Here is a 14,288-nt window from a genome sequence, read left to right as displayed (position 1 = left end):
GCACCTGCCAACGAATGATGCTCCTGTAGCAAGCGGGCTTGTTGTGTCTGCCGGACTTGTTGTGGCGAGCGGGGCCGCTCGCCACAATAAACCTGCTCACTGCAAACAATTACGCCGTACGGGCCGCGATCGCTTCGACTTCCACCAACGCCCCCGGCAACGGCAACGCCACCACTTGCAACGCGGTGCGCGCCGGTTTGTTCGGCTGCTCAGACGTGCCGAAGAACTGCGTATAACCGCGCTGCAACCCGGCGAAATCCAGCTTGCCGGCGGTCTCTTCGGCGCCGACCAAAAACACCCGCAACTGCACGATATCGCCCAGGTCCAGGTCTTGCTGTTGAAGGATCTTGCGCAGTTTGTTGAACACCGACACCGTTTGCACTTCGGTATCACCATACGCCGCAGGCGTGCCTGCCGGGGCCTGCGCGTCGGCCAGATCGGGCAAGGTGCCGCTAACGAAAATCAGGCTGGCAGAGGCCGGCACGGTGACGGTTTGCGAGATTGGAAAATCGCCGACGCTGGTACGCTGAATGCTGTCGCTCATGGTGTTGCTCCCTTAAAGGCGGCTATTTATGACGCGGCAAGTGCCGAAATATCTCGTTGTTGAGTTACCCGTTCAGCCAATTGCGCAACCACATGCCGCGCCGAGTTGGCCGCCGATTCCTGCCAGATACCCACGCCACTTTGCACCAGGCCGTCACCGGCGAAGTACACGCGGCCATGGGCTTGTTCCAACAGGCTGCTGGCGTCAGCCGGGAAGTGTTCGCGTTGCAGCCACGGGCCTTCGCTGTAGGGAATCTGTTCCCAAGACACCGCCAGCGGGTTGCGCAGGTGTTTGGAATAACCCGGATGCAACAGCTCCACGGCCTCCTTGGAGGTGGCGTACTGCTGCTCGAACGCTTGCGCGCCAAACACGTCGGCGCCCTCACCCGTTACGTAACCGGCCACCAGCAAGCCTTCGCGGGTGTTGAGGTCGTTACTTGGATACCAGAGCAATCGCGCCGGGTGCTCGACCCATGACAGACCGCCGTAGGTGCGGTAGTCGGTTTCCCAGAAGCGCGGCGATTGCCATGCCACTTTGGTGGCTTGATCGCTGCGGGTGCTGAGCAACGCAGCCTTGATCGGGTCGCTGAAGTCGGTGTCGAGTTTGGCCAGCAGCGGCAGCGGCAATGTCGAGACCAGATAATCGGCGCGCACCACCTGTTCGCGACCGCTGCGCGTGTCGTGGTAAGTCACCGCCACGCCGTCGTCCAACTGACGGATTTGGCGCACCTGGGCCCCCAGTTGCACGTGTTCGCTGACGCGTTGGTAGAAGGCGTCGGTGATGCGGTCCATGCCGCCGACCGGTTGGAACATGGTCGCTGAGAACTCAGGAAACTCAGTGTGCAGCAATGCGCCCCACAGCTCGGGATGCAGCAAGCGATCCAGCGCCAATGGGCTGCGGCTGGCGGGCAATGCACCGGGGTGCGCGGGCGATTCCAGGTGACCGGCGCGTAAGCTGCCTTCATAGGCCAGCTCTTGCGACAGGTCGCCATAGACCTGCAAGAAAGCCAGCAAGCGCGTGCGGTCCTCGCCGCTCAATACGTCATCGAGTGCGTCGCGCTGCACCGCCTTGGCTAACAAGCCGGAGAGGTGCCCACGCGCATCGTTGATCGCCTGGCCGACGGTGAACGCCGGCTGTTGCAGGTCCGGGCGCACCTGGGCGCCATGGCTGCTGTTGACCAGCACTTCCAGCGGCACGCCCAGTTCGCTGCAGTAGTCGAGGATCGTGCGGTGCTGGCTGGGAATACGTGCAGGCCCAGCGTTGAAATACAGGCCCGGATCGAACGCCACGGCTTGCGTGCGGCCGTCCTTGTAGTCCACACGGTCGCCATTGCGCAGGGTCCAGGTGCGCCCGCCAACCCGATCCCTTGCTTCCAGCACTTGCACATCAAAACCAGCGCGGGTCAGTTCCAGCGCAGTGACCAGCCCGGCAATCCCCGCGCCTAACACCAGCACACGAGTGCCCTGCCCCAGGCCGGCCTTAAGTTTTAGCGGTTGCGGGCGCCGATGCGACGACGGCCCCAAACCCAATACCGCCAGCGCATCCTTGACTGCCTGCTCACCGCCCACAGCGGCAATGCTCGACAGCGCTTCACGTCGTGTCAGTCCCATGTTTACAACTCCTAGTCCGGCAGGCCCGGTGGGTTGATCAGCGACTTGTCGACACGCTCAATATCAAGGCCCCAACGTTGCAGCACCTGTTCGTATTGGCCACCGGCAATCGCGCCTTCCAGGGCGGTGTGGATCGGCTGGACCAAGCCATTGTCTTTGCGCGTGGTTACCGCGATATCGGCCTTCAACGGCCAACCACCATTGACCGTGCCGACGCGCTTGATGCCACCGGTGATCGCCGCCGAGTAGGCGTACACCGAGTTGGGCCCGAACAGCGCATCGCTGCGCCCCGATTGCACCGCCAGTTGCGCGGCGGCCTGGTCGTCGAAGTACTGCAACAGCGCCGGTTTGATGCCGGCCTTTTCATTCGCCTCGTTCCACGCCAGCAGGACCTTTTCCTGGTTGGTGCCGGAGCCGACGATGATCTTCAGCCCGGCAATGTCCGAAGCCTGTTTGATCTCGGTGACTTTGCTGGTGCTCTTCACATAAAACCCGAGCACGTCCTGGCGGTAGGTGGCGAAGTCAAAGCGTTTCTTGCGTGCTTCGGTCACGGTGACGTTGCTAATCACCGCGTCGTACTTACCTGAGCTGACGCCCAGCGGCCAATCCTCCCAACTGGTCTGCACCACGTTAAGTTGCAGGCCGAGGCTGTCGGCGACCAACTGCGCGGTGTCGGCCTCGCTGCCGATGGTGGTCTTGTCGTCATTGGCCAGCAGCGCCAACGGTGGCCCGGCCACGCCGGACACGGCCACGGTGAACTTGCCCGGCTGGGCGAACTTGAAGCCCGGCGGGATCTGCGCGATGGCCGCTTCGTTGCGCGGCACATGAATGCGCACACGGTCGGGGCTGAGGTCGACCTGTTGCACGGCGAATGCGCTTTGCGCAGTGCTGACAGCAAGCGCCAGCAGGGCCACACGGGCGGTATTGATGAACATGGCGGTCTCTCCTTGAACTAAAGCACCTTGCCGAGAAAGGCCACGGTGCGGGGATGTCGGGGTTGGCGGAAAATCTGTTCGGGCGGGCCTTCTTCGATCAGTTGGCCGTCGCAGAGAAACACCACGTGGTCGGCCACCTCCCGGGCGAAACCGATCTCGTGGGTGACGATCACCAGGGTCACGCCCAGTTGGGTCAGGCCCTTGATCACGTCGAGCACCTCGCCCACCAATTCGGGGTCGAGGGCTGAGGTGGGCTCATCAAACAGCAGCACCTTGGGGTCCAGCGCCAGGGCGCGGGCAATGGCCACGCGCTGTTGCTGGCCACCGGAAAGCTGGCGCGGGTAGGCATCGACCTTGTCCGCCAGGCCGACCTTGGCCAGCAGCTCGGACGCCTTGGCCTGCGCCTCGGCCTTGCTCCAGCGCTTGTGGGCCAATGGCGCCTCGGCGATGTTTTCCCAGGCGGTGAGGTGCGGGAACAGGTTGAAGTTCTGGAACACGAAGCCCACGTCGATGCGCCGTTTGAGGATCTCGCGTTCTTTCAATTCGTAGAGCAGGTCACCCTTGCGCCGGTAGCCGACGTATTCACCGTCGATGGTGATGTGCCCGCTGTCGATCTTCTCCAGGTGGTTGATGGTGCGCAGCAAGGTGGATTTGCCCGAACCGGAGGGCCCGAGAATCACCGTGACCTTGCCCGGGTCGATAGTCAGGTCGATGTCGTTGAGCACCTGCTGGTTACCAAAGCGCTTGCCCACGCCCTGGATCTGGATGCGCCCGGCGCGTGCGTCACTCATGGGTTTTCTCCTTGAGCCAGCGGCGGATACGTTGCAGCGGCGTCGGCGGCAGCACGCGCGCGGTGCCACGGGCGAAATGACGCTCGACGTAGTACTGGCCGCTGGTCAGCACGGTGGTGATGATCAGGTACCACACGGTCGCCACAATCAGCAGCGGGATCACCGCCTGGGTGCGGTTGTAGATGACCTGCACGGTGTAGAACAGCTCCGGCAAGGCCAGCACGTAGACGATGGACGTGCCCTTGACCAGGCCGATGATTTCGTTGAAACCCGAGGGCAAAATCGAGCGCAGCGCCTGGGGCAGGATGATCCGGAAGATGCGTCGCGAGGCCGGCAAACCCAAGGCCGCCGCCGCTTCATGCTGGCCGGCATCCACACCGATCAGGCCGCCGCGAATAATCTCCGCCGCGTAGGCCGCTTGCATCAGGCTCAGGCCCAACACCGCCACGGTGAATTGGCTGAGCACATCCACCGTCGACCATTCGGCGAACACCACGCTGGTGAACGGCACGCCGAGCACGATGTGGTCATACAGGTAGGCAAAGTTGTAGAGGATGATCAGCACCAGCAGCGCCGGCATCGAGCGGAAAAACCAGATGTAACCCCAGGCCAACGCCGCCAGCAGCGGCGAGCCCGACAACCGCGCCAGGGCCAGCGCGGTACCGAGGATGATGCTGAACACCGTGCTGAGCAGCGTCAGCAACAGCGTCTGGACCAGGCCCCGCAGCACCGACGGCGAGAAGAACCACTGGCCGAATACGCCCCACTCCCAACGCGGGTTGGTGGCCAGCGAATGCACTATGGCGAGCAGCACCAGCGCGGCGAAAATCGACCCGGCCCAGCGCCACGGGTGTCGGGCCGGCACCACGTGCAGAGCCTTGATGGGCGTTGCGACGCGGCGCTGGGGAACCGGGCTGACATCTTCGATCAGGTCATAGGTTTTGGCGACAATGGGCATGTTCTATTCCTCGCGGGTAGCGGCCTTAGAAGGCGTAAGTCAGCCGGGTGTAGTAGTACCCGCCGGTAAAACCGTAGGGCGAATACGTGCCGTAGCTGGCGAGCATGGTGCGGCTCGGCACGCCTTGTTTCTTGGGGTAAACGTCGAACAGGTTCTTGGCGCCGACGGCGATGTTCAGGTCTTTGGTGAGGTTGTAGCCAAGGTCGAGGTCGGTGATCCACTTGGCGCTGTAGACGCGGTCCAGGCTACGGTCGGCGGAGACGTTGACCTCTTTGTACGAGCCGTAGCGGGTCAAGGCCAGGTTGAGGTTGAAGCGGTCGATGCTCCAGTCGCCGCCCAGGATCAGCTTGGTCTTGGGCTGTACATCGGTGATCAGGCCCCGGGCCTGACGGTCCATCAAATCGTAGGACGTACCGAGGATGTCGGTGGATGCCTTGTAGTTGAGGATCTTGGTCTGGTTCCAGTTGAACGCTGCCGTCCATTTCAACGCGCCGTACTGGCCGATGTCCTGGTTGTAGTTGCTGACCAGGTCCACGCCTTTGGTGCGGGTGTCGGCGCCGTTGATGAAGTACTGGCCGCCAGAGGTGGAGTTGATACCGTTGCTCTGCAGGACCTGGGTGACTTGCGGGCCGAGCAAGGTGCCGGTCAGGGTGATGCGGTCACGCAGGTTGATCACGTAGGCGTCGGCGGTGAAGTTCAAACGGTCGGTGGGCGTCAGGGTGAAACCGAGGCTGAAGTTGGTCGAGCGCTCGGGTTTTAACTCTTGTGCGCCAAGGGCTTTGGCCGCCGCCGAACCCACTGGCAGTACGCCGTAGTTGATCGACTGATACACGCCGTCAACCACGCCATAGGTCGTCGAGCGCGCGCTGAACAGGCTGTTGGCCAGGGACGGCGCACGGAAGCCATTACTGACTGTGGCGCGCACGGCGAACTGCGGAGTGAAATCGTAGCGCGTGGTCAGCTTACCGCTGCGGGTCGCGCCGACGCCTTCGTTGTAATGCTCATAGCGAAACGCGGTGCCGACGTACCAGTCCGGCAAGGGGTTGAAGCCTACATCGACATAGCTGGCGAGGCTGTTGCGCGAGGCGCTGCTTTCTTCATCGGGTGAAATGCCGTTGGTGACCTGGGCCCCGGACGACGCGCAATTGCCCGGCGCCACGCAGTAGCCGCCGTTGGCATAGGACGCGTAGTCACCGGCCTGCACCTCATAAGTGTCGCGCCGATGCTCGAAGCCGTAGGACAGGTCCAGCGGCTTCTGCAGGCCGACATCGAAGCCGCGCTTGAAGTCGAGGTTGGTGGTCAGTTCGGTGGAAATCCAGGTGCCGGAGGTGAAGCTGTTCGGCGTGTACTCGCCCAGCGACGGGTTCTGGTTGTGGGTGGTGCCCTGCTCCGCTTCGTTGCGCCCGTAGGTGGTGGACAGGTCCCAGTCCCACGCGCCGACGGTGCCTTTGCCGCCGAACGCGGCCTGGAAATCGTCCTCGTCGATGTACCAGGTCGGCGTGTACCCGGCCGGGTAGCCATTCGGCCCGGTGGTGATGGTGTTGGTGATGGTCGGCAAGCGGAAATTCTGCCCCTGCTCGGCCTTGCGCCGCGAGTAGGTGGTGAAGGAATACAGGCTCAAGCTGTCATCAATCGGCAGCTCGGCGTTGTAGCCCAGGGTCAGCAGGTTGGTCTTGGGCGTGCCGTAGCCGCCATAGGTGGATTTGCCTGCCAGGCCGTAGGCTTGTTCATAGGTGTAGCCGTTGGCGCTGGCCTTGTTGTCGTCGTTCTGGCTGCGCGCATCCAGGGCCAACTGCACAATGCCGCCGTTGCCGATTTCAAAACCCTTGTTGAGACTTTGCTGCACGGTCTGCTTCTTGCCGTCGTAGCCTTGGCCGACGTTGGTCACCGAGGTGCCGCTGGTGTCGGCCTTGAGGATCACGTTAATCACCCCGGCGATGGCATCCGAGCCGTATTGAGCGGCGGCGCCGTCGCGCAGTACTTCTACATGGTCGATGGCGCTGATCGGGATCAAGTCGAGGTCAGCGGGGGCCGCGCCGGTGTTGATGCCGTTGATGTTCAAGGTGGCGCTGGTGTGGCGGCGCTTGCCGTTGACCAGCACCAGCACTTCGGCGGCACTCAGGCCACGCAGGTTGGGAGCACGGGCAATGCCGCTGGCGTCCCAACCGGTTTTTTCCGGCAGGGTCAGCGACGGGATCACCGCGCTCAGGGCTTCCATCAAACCGGGCTTGCCGGTGCTTTGCAGTTGCTTGGCGCTGACCACATCGATTGGCACCGGGCTGCTGGTGACGGTGCGCTGCTCGGCGCCCCGGTTGCCGGTGACCACCACGGTGGACAGGGTGCTGTCGTCCTGAGCCTGGGCCGTGCTTGCCAGCAGGGCCAGCGCCAGTGCGGTGGTGGGGAGTAAAACGTGTTTCATGGCCACTCCAAACTTTCCAGATCGCGAAGTCGGGCAGTCGCGCGATCGTGCGCGGTGCTCGGTTTTTTCCAGGGTGTGTCGGCGATTGGAAACTAGGTGTGGGGCAAGCGAGAGGTTTGAATTGGCAACATACGTTGAACTCCTTCCAACGATTCTGCCGCGGGGTCATTGCCCGGTTATGGCGCGCAGAATCTGAATCACGCTGGGTACCATCCGAGGTCAGGGGTAGGCTGTTGCGATCAAACATAACGGAATGGATTTTAAAAATATAATGCTATTTGGGCATAAGCTAATATTCTCTACTTTCATTATATATTAATATTTTTATTCAAATAAATAATGTCTTGGTCGTTCCCACGCTCTGCGTGGGGGTGCCTCCTGTGACGCTGCGCGTCACCCTTGCGCACCACTTAAACCGTGCGCCAAAAGCAGGACGCGAAGCGTCCAGGGCGGCGTTCCCACGCAGAGCGTGGGAACGATCGTCACACCTGATCGACCCATTCGGCAGGAACAGCCTGTTCCAATATCACTCTAGTCATGACACTGGTCGGTGCTTTTTTCTCAAACCGCGCTAGAACTTCTGCCCACATCGCTTTCGTCACCTTGACTGGAGTTTTGGGGCATTTTATCAAAGACCTTGAAAGGGCTGGCTGCAAGAGCGGAACCATAGGCCGCCGTTACCGCAGCAACGGATATGTACCCGAGCTACCGCCATCGCAGGCAAGCCAGCGCCCACATTTTCTACCGCGTTCCTTCACTTCATTTTGCCGGCCGCAGCAGCTGCATCTGCTGCCGATAATCATCCGTCACCTGCCGCGCCTGGCTGCTGCTGGTAATCACCCTGGGCGTAATCAACACAATCAACTCCGTCCGATCCTTGGACTTGCTGGTATTACCAAACAACCACCGCAACCCAGGAATCTTGCCCAAATACGGCACGGCGCTGACACTTTCAGCGTTGTCCTGCTTGATCAACCCCCCCAACAACACCGTCTGCCCACTCTGCACCGCCACCTGCGTCGACACCGACCGCGTCGAAATACGCGGATTCACCGGCGTATCACTCGTACCACTCTGACCCTCAGCATCACTGACCTGCTGCTGAATATCCATATACACCAACCCCCCCGGATTGATGCGCGGCACCACATCCAGAATCACCCCGGTCTGCACATACTCAACACTGCTCAACGTGGAATCGGCGTTGCCGGTATTCACCGTGGTCTGGCTGATGGGAATGTTATCCCCCACCTGAATCTGCGCCGGCTGGTTATTCATCACCACCAACGACGGCGCCGACAGCACCTGCGTACGCCCATTGGTCTCCAACGCATGCAACGCCACCTGCAAATTGGCACTGACAAACGAATAGAACAACGAATCCGACGCCCCCAACCCCGCCCCGCCACCGCCCAACGCGCCTTGGCTGCCGGACGCATTCGCCACCGTCTTACTCGAGGAATTCCCCGCCAGCCGCCCCAAATACCACTGCACCCCAAGGTCCAGCTCCCCGGTCAACTTGACCTCAAGAATGCGCGTCTCGATCTGCACCTGAAGGGGCGGATTATCGAGACGTTTGATCGCCGCCTCGATCTCTTTCCATTGCGCCGCACGCGTGCGCACCAGCAGTTGGTTACTGCTTTTCTGCGCAGTAATACGCGTACCGGCCTCAAGGCTTTTATCCGGCGCAGGCTCGGCGACTTCAGGCGTTTGCTCAGGTTCTTCGGCAGGCGGCGGCGTGTTCTGCATACCAGCAGCGTTACTGTTGAGCGATGACAAGGTGGTGGTGCGCAGCCCCGGCGCAACCTTGGCCGGGGTGTCGTCCTTGATCGCGTCATTGCCGTAGATCTGCCGCAGGTACTTGGCCAGGTCCGAGGCCTTCATGTTGCGTACGTCGTACACATACATCTGCGGTTCATTACCGCCGCCTTCGTCGATGGTGCGGATCCAGTCACCCACCTCGCTGAGGTACTGCGGCTGCGAAGAAATCGCCACCACCGAGTTGGTCCGTTCGATGGGCAGAAAGCGCAACATCCCCGCCAACGGCATGCCGCTGTCCGGGCCAAACATGGCTTGCAGCTCGGGCATCAACTCGGCCACCGACGCGCGTTGCAGGCCGAACACCCCCACGGACATGCCCTTGAGCCAGTCCACATCAAAGGTGTCGATGGTCTCCTGATAGTTAGCCAGCTCCTCTGGGGTGCCAGCCAAGCTGAGGAGATTGCGCGCCGGGTCCACCAGCAAAAAAGCATTCTCGCGGGCGAACGGCTTGAGCAGTTTTTGCATTTCGGTGGCGGAGATATACCGCAGTGGGAACAAGCGCGCAGAGAGGCCGCTGGACGGCGCAGCCACATGCATCTGCGGCACCAGCTTGCCCGCCACAGCCTGGTCGGCGGGCAGGATCACGTAGCGCTGGCCCTGGCGGATCATCGCGTTGTCGGTCCAGGACAACAGGGTTTCGAGAATCGACAGCGCCTGCTGCTTATCCACCGGTTTGGAGGTGGAAAAGCTGACGTTGCCTTTCACGCCCTGGGCGATGCTGTAGTTCTCGTGCAGCAGGTCGCCCATCACGCTGTTGATCACCGCTTCGATTGGCTGGTCGGCGAAGTTGAACACGATGTCGCCGCCCTGCTCCTTCGCGCTCGGTGTTGCGCCGGGCGGGCGCACGAACTGCTGGTTGCCACGGATCACCTGGCGCTGCGGCGCTGACTTGACCGCAGGCTGGGGGCTTTCGGGCGCAGGTGCCTCACTCGGCGGGCGTTGCGAACCGGTGCCCTGCATGGCTTCGCGCAGCAGATCTTCGTCCGGGTCGAGGCGGTCGGGCAAGGCGCCACAGCCGCCCAGTGCAAGGGCGGTGGCCAGGCAAAATGTTGAGGTGCGCATGTCGATCAAGGGAAGGGCTCGCGGGGAAGAGTAATCGGGGGCCGGGTGGACGGCGGTGGCAGGCGCTTGGCGTAGAGGTTCAAGGTGTGTGTGCGGCCATCCAGGGCAAAACGGGCGTATTGCGGCGTCAGGTGTTCCAGGCGCCAGCCGTTGGGCAGCGTCTGGCCCAGGCGCACCGTCAGCGGGCGGCCATCGGCCTGTTTGAGCATCGCCATTTGCAGGTTACCGGTGATCATGATGCCGCTGAGGGTCAGGTTGGCCAGGCTCGAAACCCGCGCCTTGCCGACCACGCTATCGGGGCTGCGATCAGGGCTGAACAGCGGCGTCTGCCAGGTGGCGGCGAGGCTATCCAGCGCCACGTTCGGCGCCACTTGCACACTGGCCGAAGGATGCGCGCGGGCGGCCGGTTCGGGCAGCCACTGCGGTTCATCACCGATGCTACTGAGGATGACCGCCATCAACACGCCGAGTAACCCGGCCAGGCCGAGCAAGCCCCATTCCAAGGGGCGCAACGCGCCGATCATCGCGCCACCTGCGGTTGCAGATAGCCGCGCACCAGCAGGTGCACCAGCAGTTTTCCCGCACCACCCGAGGCCGGCGCCTGCTGGCCACGGCGGATGCGCAGTTCGTCCACAAACAGAAACGGCGGCTGGTACTCCAGCTCATGCAGCACCGCTTCCAGCGGCTCAATCGCGCAGTTGAGCGTGAGGCTGACCTTGACCTGGCGATACGGCTCGCCTTCATCCTGCTCCGGGGTGATCGGCTTACGTTGGGTCAGGCTGCAGCCGCCACCGAGCGTGGCGTGGCTGTTGATCAGGTCGGCGAGGCGCTGCATCAGGTCGGCGGCCACCACGTCGGGGTCATCCCCCGGCAACAAGCTGGTGCTACTGGCCGGGTCCTGGCGGGCCTGTTGCAGTTGCTGGCGCAGCGCATCGCCTTGGCGAACCACGCCGGCGTAGCGTTGCTGCTGCTCGCGCAATTGCTCGGCCTGTTCGCCCATGTCACGCAGGGGCCCGGCGAACCAGCTGTCGATCAACAGCCAGTAGGCCGCGCCAACGACCACGGCCAGCAACAGTAAGGCCGCGCCGCGACGTTCACGGGGTGTGAGGGGTCGGCGCATCGGCGGCCTCCTGGCGTAGGTGGGCACGCAAGGCGAACTGGTCTTTGCCGGTGCGCGCGTCGGGTTGAATCACCCCTTCGAACTGGGCGTTTTCCAGGCTGTGGCAGCCCTTGATGCGGGTGATCAGCGCGCTGGCCTTGGCACTTTGCCCGGAGAAGGAAATCTCGCCGTCCTTGACGTCCAACTGGTCGAGCCAGGTGTCGGCGGGCAGGCAGGTGGTGAGGTCATTGAGCAACGCGGCCAAGGGCGGCTGCGCCAGTTTGCGCCGGGTCAGGTATTGCGCCGCGCCACGGGTGTTGAGCAGTTGTTGGCGCAAGGCGTGCACCTCGGCGACCTGGGCTTTTTGCTGCTGTACGCTGGCGTGCATGGCGTCGAGCACGCGCTGGCGGTCGTTGAGCCACAGCAGCATCGCCGCGATCAACAAGGCACCGCACAGCCACGGCAGGCTGCGTTGCAGGCCTTTGCCGGTGGGCCGTTGGCGCGGGCGCAGCGGCGCCGGGAGCAAGTCGATGCCCAGGTGGTTCACATCCACCCGATGAGGGTGCACGCCGAGGGCGGCGCAGTCGCTGAGGATCTGGTCCAGTTGTTCGCGCAGGATCGCCACCAGCGTGACGTGCAGATGCGTGGCGGTGCGTTGCTCCTGGCGCGCGACGAAGTACAGCTGGTCAGCCTCGAAGGGGGTGTAGCGATCCAGCTCGTAACCGACCACGGCGGTCAGGTTGCGCGCAGCGGCCAGCGGCAGTTGCACGGTTTGCAACAGCACGGCGTCGGGCGCGAGCATCAGCACCTGGCGCGTGCTGCCGGGTACGGCAGGTTCGTTCAAGGGCCAGTGGTAGATCTGCTCTGGCGGCTCGTGCAGCGCCAGCCAATTCGGCACACAGGCGCGCAGTTCCGCGAGCCACAGGCGCCAGCCTTGTTGCAGCAGGCTGCCGCGCCAGTGCCGGGCGATGGGTTCCAGTCGATTCATTCTTGCCAACGCAGCACCCGGTAGGGTTGCGCGCTGTCCTCCGAGGGGCTCAATAAAACGGTGATTTGCAGGCGTGCCTGATAGCCGCCGGGGCGCTGTGCGCGGCTGTCGACCATCAGCACAACACCTGGGTCAGCGCCTTCAGCGTTCTGGCGCGGCAGGTTCAGCGCCTTGCGCATCAGCGGGCTGGCGAAGGCCGGATCGGGGCGATCCAGGTCACTCCACAAGGTGATTTCCGGCAGCAATTGGCTGTACAACGTTTGCGTCATGCCGGGCAGTTGGCGCACTTCTTCAAGCACCCGAAACGGCGGCAAGCCTTGCTTGCGGCGCGCCTCGAGGGCCTTGAGCAGTTGGCCGGCCTGGGCCTGGGTAGCGCCGCAGGCCAGGGCCAGGCGCATGAAGTCATCCGCCTCGGCGTTGATCAGGTACAGCTTGCCGCGCTCGCTGCGCAGGCTGACGTGCAACTGGGCGTCGTCGAAGGTCAGCGGGATGTCACGGCCGTCGGCGATCCAGTGCCGATCCGCCATGGCCAGGGCGATACCGGCCTCGGCAGCCAGCAGGGTCTGGGTGTGCTGGCGCAGCCACAGGGCCTGGCGGCTTTCCAGCTGCACCCAACCGGCCAGGCCGCCAAGCAACACACTGAGCAAGGCCAGCGCCCACAGCACCAGCAACAGCGCCGCGCCGCGTTGGCGCTTCATTCTTCGAGCGCTCCGCTGGAAAGGTTCAGGCGCAGGGCAATCACCTGGGTGACCCACGGCAGCGGGCCGTCGAGGCTGGCGGCGATGCGCACCGCTGCTGGCAATCGCCTGGGCCATGGCCATTCACTAATCCATCCTGTGGCTTGGCCCAGCGGTGATACGCCGCGATAACTGAACTGTAAACCCGCGACGTTTTTCAGCAGCACTTGCGGCTCACTGCGGGCGATGTTGGTGTGGGATTCCAGCTGAGAAAACGCCACCTGCAATTGCTGCTCGCGCTGTTGCAAGGTGAACCGCTGAATCCCGCCACCGAGCACACCCGGCAAGGTCGCCACAAACTGCAAGCGCTCGGGTGTACCAAGAAAAAAACCGTCCGTTTGGCTGTCGTCCTCGGTGACATCCAACGGCAGCGCCTCGCTGATCGCCGTGCGCAAAAACTGCTGGGCGGCGCGCATCTCATCCAGGCTGGTGGTGTAGCGCTGGGCCTTGGCCACCGCGCGATTGGCGCCCAGCAATGCGCCGCCCACCAGCATCAGCAACACCGACAGCAAGCTCAATACCACGAGGATTTCCAGCAAGGTGAAGCCCTGCTCGCGGCGCTTCACAGGCGGGCCTTCAAGGTACTTAAACGAGCGTGGTGCGGCCCTTCGCTGACAATCAGGTCGAGGCGAAATACACGGGGCTGTTGGCGGGTGCAGATCAGTTGCCAGCGGATGCCATCCAGATTGCCCTGGCTGACACCCTCGGCCAGCGGCCCCGCCGCCTCCTGATCGAGCACAGTCAGCGCCGCGTGGGTGAGGCGGTCGCTATGGGCGACTTGCGCCAGCGAACGTGCGCTTTGGCCGAAAGCCACCAGCAACACCGTGCTGCCCACCGCCATCAGCGTCAGCGCGGCGAGCATTTCAAGCAAGGTGAAGCCCGTTTGGTATTTCATGGCAGCGCCTTGGACTGCACGCTGCCGGTCAGCCAAGCAACGTCAATGCGCCAACGCCGAGTGCCATTGGCCAACAGCAGATGGCCGCCGGTGGAACTGCCGTCGGGGTAAAACTCGAAGGCGGAGCCGGCCTGTTCGGCGCTGTGCAAGGTCATGCTCAGCTCAGACGGCCAGCGTTGCAGCGCGCGGCCCGGCGCCTGGAACGTCATCTGTTGCAGATCAAACTCGGTGCGCGCCGCCGCGCCGCTGACCACCGCCAAGGCCCGCGTGGTGCGCAGCGCGTCGACCATCTGCCCGACCGCGCGGCGCTCTTTGGCCACCTGCAAACCCTGGCGCACACCCAGCCCCAACAACCCGGCGGCGAGGCCGATCAACAGGATCACCACCAGCATCTCCAGCAGGGTAAAGCCGCGCTGGGTCATGGCGAGG

General features: G+C 63.2%; 14 protein-coding genes. All 14 read right to left on the bottom strand.

The window, feature by feature from the left end; translation table 11 throughout:
* Positions 1-109: 109 nt before the first annotated feature.
* The 14 genes from ACI77I_RS10920 to ACI77I_RS10855 all read right to left on the bottom strand — a co-directional run bounded on the left by ACI77I_RS10920 (position 110) and on the right by ACI77I_RS10855 (position 14,281).
* The gene (locus tag ACI77I_RS10920; protein ID WP_263273576.1) at positions 110-544 is read right to left on the bottom strand and encodes a RidA family protein; all 435 of its coding nucleotides are present in this window, start codon (positions 542-544) and stop codon (positions 110-112) included.
* Positions 545-570: 26 nt separating this feature from the next.
* Positions 571-2,154, bottom strand: a complete 1,584-nt coding sequence (locus tag ACI77I_RS10915) for a flavin monoamine oxidase family protein (protein WP_406997483.1) — start codon at positions 2,152-2,154, stop codon at positions 571-573.
* An 11-nt stretch (positions 2,155-2,165) separates the two neighbouring features.
* The gene (locus tag ACI77I_RS10910) at positions 2,166-3,089 is read right to left on the bottom strand and encodes an ABC transporter substrate-binding protein (RefSeq protein ID WP_242150991.1); all 924 of its coding nucleotides are present in this window, start codon (positions 3,087-3,089) and stop codon (positions 2,166-2,168) included.
* Positions 3,090-3,106: 17 nt separating this feature from the next.
* Complete coding sequence (locus ACI77I_RS10905; RefSeq protein ID WP_242150994.1) at positions 3,107-3,880, bottom strand: amino acid ABC transporter ATP-binding protein; 774 nt, start codon at positions 3,878-3,880, stop codon at positions 3,107-3,109.
* On the bottom strand, positions 3,873-4,838 hold the full coding sequence (locus ACI77I_RS10900) for an amino acid ABC transporter permease (protein WP_406997482.1): 966 nt from the start codon (positions 4,836-4,838) through the stop codon (positions 3,873-3,875). Before ACI77I_RS10900 ends, ACI77I_RS10905 begins: the two co-directional genes overlap by 8 nt.
* Positions 4,839-4,863: 25 nt before the next feature.
* Positions 4,864-7,257 (bottom strand): TonB-dependent receptor plug domain-containing protein, encoded by a 2,394-nt coding sequence (locus ACI77I_RS10895; protein ID WP_406997481.1) that lies wholly within the window; start codon positions 7,255-7,257, stop codon positions 4,864-4,866.
* 759 nt (positions 7,258-8,016) lie between these two features.
* The gene (gene gspD / locus ACI77I_RS10890; RefSeq protein ID WP_406997480.1) at positions 8,017-10,140 is read right to left on the bottom strand and encodes a type II secretion system secretin GspD; all 2,124 of its coding nucleotides are present in this window, start codon (positions 10,138-10,140) and stop codon (positions 8,017-8,019) included.
* Between the two features lie 5 nt (positions 10,141-10,145).
* Positions 10,146-10,664, bottom strand: coding sequence for a hypothetical protein (locus ACI77I_RS10885; RefSeq protein WP_406997479.1), 519 nt, complete (start codon positions 10,662-10,664; stop codon positions 10,146-10,148).
* A complete protein-coding gene (gene gspM, locus ACI77I_RS10880) occupies positions 10,661-11,260 on the bottom strand; it encodes a type II secretion system protein GspM (protein ID WP_242151007.1) in 600 nt (199 codons plus the stop codon). The genes ACI77I_RS10885 and gspM overlap by 4 nt, the downstream gene beginning before the upstream one ends.
* Positions 11,235-12,227 (bottom strand): type II secretion system protein GspL, encoded by a 993-nt coding sequence (locus ACI77I_RS10875; RefSeq protein WP_406997478.1) that lies wholly within the window; start codon positions 12,225-12,227, stop codon positions 11,235-11,237. The genes gspM and ACI77I_RS10875 overlap by 26 nt, the downstream gene beginning before the upstream one ends.
* On the bottom strand, positions 12,224-12,925 hold the full coding sequence (locus ACI77I_RS10870) for a type II secretion system minor pseudopilin GspK (RefSeq protein WP_406997477.1): 702 nt from the start codon (positions 12,923-12,925) through the stop codon (positions 12,224-12,226). Before ACI77I_RS10870 ends, ACI77I_RS10875 begins: the two co-directional genes overlap by 4 nt.
* Positions 12,922-13,530: a prepilin-type N-terminal cleavage/methylation domain-containing protein gene (locus tag ACI77I_RS10865; RefSeq protein WP_242151015.1), complete on the bottom strand. Its 609-nt coding sequence runs from the start codon at positions 13,528-13,530 to the stop codon at positions 12,922-12,924. Before ACI77I_RS10865 ends, ACI77I_RS10870 begins: the two co-directional genes overlap by 4 nt.
* Entirely contained in the window at positions 13,527-13,859 is a 333-nt protein-coding gene (locus ACI77I_RS10860; RefSeq protein WP_406997476.1) for a prepilin-type N-terminal cleavage/methylation domain-containing protein, read from the bottom strand. Before ACI77I_RS10860 ends, ACI77I_RS10865 begins: the two co-directional genes overlap by 4 nt.
* On the bottom strand, positions 13,856-14,281 hold the full coding sequence (locus ACI77I_RS10855; protein ID WP_406997475.1) for a prepilin-type N-terminal cleavage/methylation domain-containing protein: 426 nt from the start codon (positions 14,279-14,281) through the stop codon (positions 13,856-13,858). The genes ACI77I_RS10860 and ACI77I_RS10855 overlap by 4 nt, the downstream gene beginning before the upstream one ends.
* Positions 14,282-14,288 lie beyond the last annotated feature (7 nt).

Source organism: Pseudomonas sp. D47 (genome assembly GCF_045447305.1).
In the GTDB taxonomy this organism is placed as follows: domain Bacteria; phylum Pseudomonadota; class Gammaproteobacteria; order Pseudomonadales; family Pseudomonadaceae; genus Aquipseudomonas.
The sequence above is the reverse complement of the archived record's forward strand: the minus strand, read 5'-3'. Positions and strand labels throughout refer to the sequence as shown.